Source organism: Paenibacillus terrae (genome assembly GCF_005217525.1).
Classification (GTDB): Bacteria; Bacillota; Bacilli; order Paenibacillales; family Paenibacillaceae; genus Paenibacillus; species Paenibacillus terrae_C.
On the sequence record NZ_PNXQ01000005.1, the window covers coordinates 282,095 to 288,510 of the forward strand.

The window sequence follows — 6,416 nt, forward strand, 5'->3', positions numbered from 1 at the left end:
CAGAATAAAAATAGCATCAAGCGGTTGGTTAAAAATAATTGTGCATGCTATCTCGGAGCGAAACACGGTATCACAAACTACTGCTGTTTACAGGATAGCCCATGTGTATTTTTCGCTCAAGATGATGGTCTACCCCGTTGTACCTATTTTGAAAATGGAGTGCTGCCAATAGACGAGAAGCTGGAGCGAGAATATAAGTCTGAACGTAATACGGGGACTGAATTTAAGATAGCGAAGCCGAGGGTGAACTGTAAGAAATGTGGGGCTACATTTTCAGCCAATTCGAATCGGCAGAAGTATTGTGATAAATGCAGAGGTAAAACGAGAAAAGAAAATATTAGATTGCGCGTTCGGAAGTTCAGACAAAAAGACGGCTCAATGTAACGCTTTAGAGTCTGAAAAAGCCATATAAATCAAGGGTTAAAAATAGGCAAAAATGAGGGGTTGGCATGCTGGTACCTTTTCGTCACTTTTGCGTTTTCTAATGCGTTACATGATTGTCTTGAGCATGATATTCAAAATTATACAGTTTCAGCATACATATACGTTTCTGAAGTTTAGGCAAACAATAGGCTTGATGTAACGCTTTAGGCTGTCAAAAATCCAAATAAACAAAGGATGAAAAATAGGTAAAAGTGGGGAGTAGGTATATTTGTACCTTTTCCTCGTTTTTGTGATTTCTAAAGCGTTACATTGCTGTCCTGAGCATGACATTAAACGGCTCAAACATACATAAGCGTGTTCGGTTCTACAGAGTCGAATGGGCAATAAAGGAGATAATCGAAAATGAAATTGGAACAAGTGAAGCAGTTGATTGAAGAAAACCAAACGAATGAGGAATGGCAAACGTATCCTCAGGGTTTGAATCCGTATAGCGTAGAAGGGATAGAGCAATACATCCAATCTAATCAGCAAGCAAAAAGTTGGTTCGATAGCACCGTGGACAAACGATCAGCTAAATCCTTGGAAACGTGGAAAGCTAACCATTTGGAAAGTGCAGTGGATGCTGAGATCAAGAAGCGATTCCCGGCTAAGGACGAGAAAGAAATCGAAGTTGAGAAGCTACGTGCCGAAGTGGAAAATATGAAGCTAGAGAAGCAGCGTGAACGGTTAACCAGCCAAGCGATCAAAATTGCATCCGAAAAGAAACTTCCACTTCCGTTAGTGGATTTTTTTATTGGTGCAGATGAAGAAGCGACGACAACGAATTTGGCTATGTTGGAACAATCGATGCAACTGGCTATCCAACAGCAAGTGGAGCAACGGCTCAAAGGGGATGGCTATACACCCCCAGCTAGTTCAACAAGTAACACATTTACATTGGATTCGATCAAAGGCATGTCCCCAAACGAGATTAATCAGCATTGGGATCAAGTCAAACAAGTATTACAAAACAAACAATAATAAACGAAAAGGACAGGGTGATTAGATATGTCAGTACAACATTTTATTCCTACCATTTGGAGCGCACGTTTAAATGAAAGTCTGAAAAAGAATCTGGTATATGGAACGTGGTCAACACCGATTATGAAGGAGAAATTCAAGGCCAAGGTTCAACAGTGAAAATCAATTCGATTGGGGCGGTAACCATTGGCAACTATGATAAGGTGGTAGGAATCGGGAATCCGCAGGAACTGGATGCTACGCAAAAGACGTTGGTGATTGATCAGGCCAAGTATTTCAATTTTCAGGTGGATGATGTAGATGCTGCGCAAGCGAATGTAAATCTACTCGATGGTGGAATCGTGGAAGCCTCCTATGGACTCGCCAATGTAGTGGATCAGTATCTTGCTGGATTTTATACGGAGGTTAAAGCTGAGAATACGGTGGGTAACGATACAACGCCAATAATTCCAACGAAAGATACAGCCTATGATATGCTGATTGATTTGGGCGTTTTGCTGGACGAAAATAATGTGCCTGAAACGGAACGATTTGTGGTGGTTCCTGCATGGTACTATGGCTTGCTACTGAAGGATGCTCGATTCACCAAAGACCCGAACATTATCCGCACAGGCTATGTCGGAGATATAGATGGGATGACGGTATATAAATCCAATAATGTGCCGAATACCGCAGGAGCCAAGTATAAAATTATTGCTGGTCATAAGAGTACTATTTCGTTTGCAGGTCAAGTAGATTCAGTGGAAGCATTCAGACCAGAGAAACAATTTTCAGATGCAGTAAAAGGGTTACAGGTATTTGGAGCCAAATGTATCAAGCCGGAAGCTCTCGCTGTACTCACGGCCAATAAGTCTTAATTGAAAATGAACACATTATAATAGAAGAAACACGTTTGGGGTATCCGTTTTGGATACCCTATTTTTCATTTTTGGAGGGTGATAAGATGTGGTTTTTGAATCAGGAAACGGGATGTACATGGGAAGTAACAGATCAGGAGCTAATGCTGCGCTTACAGGCCAGTGGGCATTATGAGCAAGCAGAGGAACCTCAACCAGATGAGACTGAACAAGGTGTAGCCCAAACGAAAGCTCAAGTTGTCAAGAATATGAAACGTACTGAGAAGGCACAGGTAAAGGAGGGACAGGAGCCAGCACATGAGTGAGCTAATGGATTTGATGAAACGATTATTGAGTATGGAGCCGACAGATACCTCTAAAGACAATATTCTGATTCACTACTTAAACAAAGCCAAGGGTAATATTCTTGGCTATTGTAATGTGGCAACACTGCCTGTGGAGTACGATCATGTCATGGTCGATTATGCTAGGTATCTTTATAAAAATAGGGATTCGGTTGGACTTATAACTAAGCAAGAAGGTGAACGCTCAGCTACCTATGAAACAGGCATTCCGACAAGTATCCGGCTTGCTCTTCCCCTGCCTAAAATCAAGGTCGGGACAGATTAATGTTCTACGATACGAAGCTGGAGATTTTGGATGATACTCATTTCAACCCTGTTCTGTCAGTGATGGCAGATGTACAACCTTATCGCAAAAGCTTTTCATTTGAAGATGGTTACATACTAGAGACAACATATCGAGCTTTCTGTCCACCGGAATCCTTGTTGCAGTCGAATGGCTATGTACGAATTAGCATGAATATCTTTATCATTTTGGATATGAAGGAATGGAGTGATTACTTGGAGTTGTATCTGTATCGTTGCAAGCCAGATTTTGCATTGGAGGTGGAGGAGTGACACGGAGCTTAGAACCCATGCTGGATTTCTTTCTGCGAGAGAAAGGCGAACTTGTACATATCAATTGTGTAAAGCAGCTTGCTCTGATCCGGGATACGACAATTACCATTCAAATGACCGATGAAAAAATTATTCGAGCAGCAACACCCTTACATACAGGAGATAGCGTTGATTATCGTGATGAACGATATTTAATTACCAGTCAGGTGGATCAAAATGAACAGTCGTGTCGGGGCAGGATGAAAAAGTGTAATCAACGACTATCTATAAACTGGAATGGAGAGGTGAAATGGTTTGATGCTGTGGGTGAAGCCAGAACGTTTTCAACGGAAACAGGTAAAGTTATCTCCATGCCAGAGGGAAATATTCTGGTTAGGCTACAAGACAATGCAGATACGCCAAACATCGCATTGAACCAACGATTCTATATGACTCATCAGCCGTTTAAAATAGTTGGAATTGACCGCATCATGAATGGCATCATCCAGTTAAGCTGCATATTAGATAGCATAAATACAGCTAATGATGACGTGGAACATAACATCGCTGACAGATGGAAGTACGAGATTACTCATACCTACGCATTACATATTCATCAGGGAACGCTAGCTCATGTGCTGCTCAACGAAACGTTATCTTTGAAAGTAACGGCTACGGATAATGGGGATGAGATAGCCAATCCGCTGATTACCTATACATCCAGTGATCCGAGTGTAATTAGTGTAGATCAGCAAGGCCAGATTATGGGCATCGCTTTGGGACAAGCAAGTATTACCGCAAAACTAACGTATCATCCGACAGTGCTGAGTACCATTGAAATGAGAGTTATAGAAGCAGGGACGCATATCTATTCGATAGCCATTGTCGGCAATCCCATGCTCAAAACAGGACAAAGTGCATCATACGTCAGCCATATCTATGATCATGAAGTGGAAGTGTTTGACCAGTCGGTAGAGTGGAGCCTGCGGAACCAAGATGATTCAATTCCTACTAAGGGAAGCATGACAGCGAGTACGGGAAATAGTGTGACAGTGAAAGCCGGAAGCAGTGGTGGAGGGAACAACAAAGTCCTTGTGTTGACAGCCATCTTAGTAAGCGATCCTAGTATTACTATAGAAAAAAGCATTAGCCTTAAAAATTTATTCTGAGCATTATATCTATTGGCTTGCCTTAGAGGTTGAGCCATTTTCATTTTAAAGGAGCAAATACATATGCAAACAAAATCTATTGACTACTTACTTAGTCTAAGCCTGTTGAAGCAATTAAGATCACAACATGTCATTACAGAAGAAGAGTTTATAGCGATTGATGAGCTGAATAAAAAATCTTTCAAGTAGCTATAACATGGGCAGAAATGGACTTGATGATGTGCCGCAAGCATTATACCATGTGACCGTATAAAGAAGATATCGAAGGGAGAAACACCTATGGCCCAAGCCGCAACCGCAAAAAAAGTCGTCGTCGTTCCCATTAAAACGATGGACATCGTAGAGGGAATTCAATCGATTCAAAAGAAGAAAGTCGCTGCCTATTGCCGAGTCAGTACCGATTCCGAGGAGCAAAAGGAAAGCTACACCAATCAGGTCAACCACTATACCCAATACATTCAAAACAACTTGGAATGGGAAATGGCTGATATTTACGCAGATGAAGGCATCACCGGAACCAGCACTAAAAATAGAACGCACTTTAATCGCATGATACAGGATGCCCGAAACGGTAAACTGGATCTTATACTGGTCAAGTCGATTTCGAGGTTTGCTAGGAATACACTGGATTTATTGAAATATGTACGGGAACTTAAAAGTCTCGGAGTGGCTGTATTCTTTGAACGAGAGAACATTAATACACTGGATACAACAGGTGAAGTATTACTGACCATTCTGAGTTCTCTTGCCCAAGACGAGAGTCGAAACATTTCTGAAAATAGTCGATGGGGCATATTACGAGGCTTCCAAAACGGCAAAGTCTTCTGCAACACCACTCGCTTCCTCGGCTATGATAAGGATGAACATGGTGAATTGGTGATTAACGAGCCAGAAGCAGAGATTGTGCGGCGCATATATGAGGAGTATCTAGACGGAAAAAGCTATCAGGCGATTGCTAGAGGTTTGATGCGAGATCACATTAAAACAGTCACGGGTGGCGATACTTGGTGGGATTCCTCCATTACATTAATATTGACGAATGAGAAATATTACGGAGCTTTACTACAACAAAAGACGGTAACGGTAGATTTCTTAACCCACAAACGAATAAGGAACAAAGGACAGGAGCAGCAATATTTAATTGAGGATAACCATGAACCGATTGTCTCGAAGGAAATATTCGAATCGGTACAAAAAGAGAAGGCACGCCGTGCCAAGCTAAAAGGTAATGTCATGGGGGAGAGTAAAAGATACTCCTGTAAATACGCACTGAGCAGTAAAGTATATTGTGGATGCTGTGGAGCCATTTTTAAACGCCGAACCTGGAACAGCAATAATCCATCCAAAAAAGTGGTATGGCAATGCAAAACGTATGTAAATGAAGGGAAAGCAGCCTGTGATGCCAAATCAATCGATGAACAAGTTTTACATTCCGCGTTTGTACGATTGTTCAATCGGATGTATGAGAATAAGAAAGGATTCATGAAGACGTTGAAAGGGAATATTGAATCGGTGCTTTCCAGCAAAGTAGGGCAAGAACCGCTATTGGACATCGAAGGACAGATGCAACAATTGAAATCCGACCTGAAGGAGTTAGTGAATCTCAAGCTGCGAAATCAGATAGATGAGACGGTATATGATGAAGAAACGAACAGACTTTCCAATGAACTCAACGAGCTACGACAACAGAAGCTGACACTGGAGCAGGAGCATGAGCAGCAAGCGAAAATCAAGGAGCGTGTCGATGAAATCATCCAAGTACTAAGCACACAGCAGGATGTACTGGAACAATTTGATGATAACCTATTTAATGCGTTGGTGGAGAAGATAACCATTCTCTCACCAGCGCATTTTGTTTTTACCTTGAAAAGTGGAATGAGCATAGATGAAATATTGGACTAAAAAAATCATAGACTAAAGTGATCAATGGGCTAACGAATAGCTGTGGGTTGTATGACGGGAAGGATCAATCGAATCCCGTCTTTAACTCCTTCCATATAGATGGATTGTTTGTCCTGACTTAGCTGATAGTCTATTGCTTCTTCCCATTCCGATAGCAGACGTTGAATATCTTCGTTTTGGTTGGTTTTGAATTGATCCATTTGAGT

8 protein-coding genes and 1 pseudogene are annotated in these 6,416 nt (G+C 41.6%); all 9 read left to right on the forward strand.

Annotation, left to right across the window (positions count from 1 at the left end; genetic code table 11):
- Window positions 1-384, forward strand: a 384-nt coding sequence (locus C1I60_RS24710) for a hypothetical protein (protein ID WP_137060999.1), incomplete at its 5' end; no start/stop codon positions are given.
- A gap of 402 nt (window positions 385-786) precedes the next feature.
- Window positions 787-1,404 (forward strand): DUF4355 domain-containing protein, encoded by a 618-nt coding sequence (locus C1I60_RS04505; RefSeq protein WP_137060673.1) that lies wholly within the window; start codon window positions 787-789, stop codon window positions 1,402-1,404.
- A 27-nt stretch (window positions 1,405-1,431) separates the two neighbouring features.
- Window positions 1,432-2,261 (forward strand): annotated as a pseudogene (locus tag C1I60_RS04510) (phage major capsid protein).
- A gap of 86 nt (window positions 2,262-2,347) precedes the next feature.
- Window positions 2,348-2,566 (forward strand): hypothetical protein, encoded by a 219-nt coding sequence (locus tag C1I60_RS04515; protein ID WP_137060674.1) that lies wholly within the window; start codon window positions 2,348-2,350, stop codon window positions 2,564-2,566.
- Window positions 2,559-2,870, forward strand: coding sequence for a phage head-tail connector protein (locus tag C1I60_RS04520; RefSeq protein WP_137060675.1), 312 nt, complete (start codon window positions 2,559-2,561; stop codon window positions 2,868-2,870). Before C1I60_RS04515 ends, C1I60_RS04520 begins: the two co-directional genes overlap by 8 nt.
- Window positions 2,870-3,160 carry a hypothetical protein gene (locus C1I60_RS04525; protein WP_137060676.1) on the forward strand — a complete coding sequence of 97 codons (291 nt, stop codon included), beginning with the start codon at window positions 2,870-2,872 and terminating at the stop codon, window positions 3,158-3,160. Before C1I60_RS04520 ends, C1I60_RS04525 begins: the two co-directional genes overlap by 1 nt.
- Window positions 3,157-4,308: an Ig-like domain-containing protein gene (locus C1I60_RS04530; RefSeq protein ID WP_137060677.1), complete on the forward strand. Its 1,152-nt coding sequence runs from the start codon at window positions 3,157-3,159 to the stop codon at window positions 4,306-4,308. Before C1I60_RS04525 ends, C1I60_RS04530 begins: the two co-directional genes overlap by 4 nt.
- A gap of 63 nt (window positions 4,309-4,371) precedes the next feature.
- Entirely contained in the window at window positions 4,372-4,497 is a 126-nt protein-coding gene (locus tag C1I60_RS26105) for an SHOCT domain-containing protein (protein ID WP_289306501.1), read from the forward strand.
- Window positions 4,498-4,587: 90 nt separating this feature from the next.
- Window positions 4,588-6,210, forward strand: coding sequence for a recombinase family protein (locus C1I60_RS04535; protein WP_137060678.1), 1,623 nt, complete (start codon window positions 4,588-4,590; stop codon window positions 6,208-6,210).
- Window positions 6,211-6,416: the final 206 nt, after the last annotated feature.

What these genes read in the sequence shown, in the direction of transcription:
- C1I60_RS04505 (WP_137060673.1), top strand. Translation starts at nt 787, where the DNA reads ATGAAATTGGAACAAGTGAAGCAGTTGATTGAAGAAAACCAAACGAAT.
- C1I60_RS04515 (WP_137060674.1), top strand. Translation starts at nt 2,348, where the DNA reads ATGTGGTTTTTGAATCAGGAAACGGGATGTACATGGGAAGTAACAGAT.
- C1I60_RS04520 (WP_137060675.1), top strand. Translation starts at nt 2,559, where the DNA reads ATGAGTGAGCTAATGGATTTGATGAAACGATTATTGAGTATGGAGCCG.
- C1I60_RS04525 (WP_137060676.1), top strand. Translation starts at nt 2,870, where the DNA reads ATGTTCTACGATACGAAGCTGGAGATTTTGGATGATACTCATTTCAAC.
- C1I60_RS26105 (WP_289306501.1), top strand. Translation starts at nt 4,372, where the DNA reads ATGCAAACAAAATCTATTGACTACTTACTTAGTCTAAGCCTGTTGAAG.
- C1I60_RS04535 (WP_137060678.1), top strand. Translation starts at nt 4,588, where the DNA reads ATGGCCCAAGCCGCAACCGCAAAAAAAGTCGTCGTCGTTCCCATTAAA.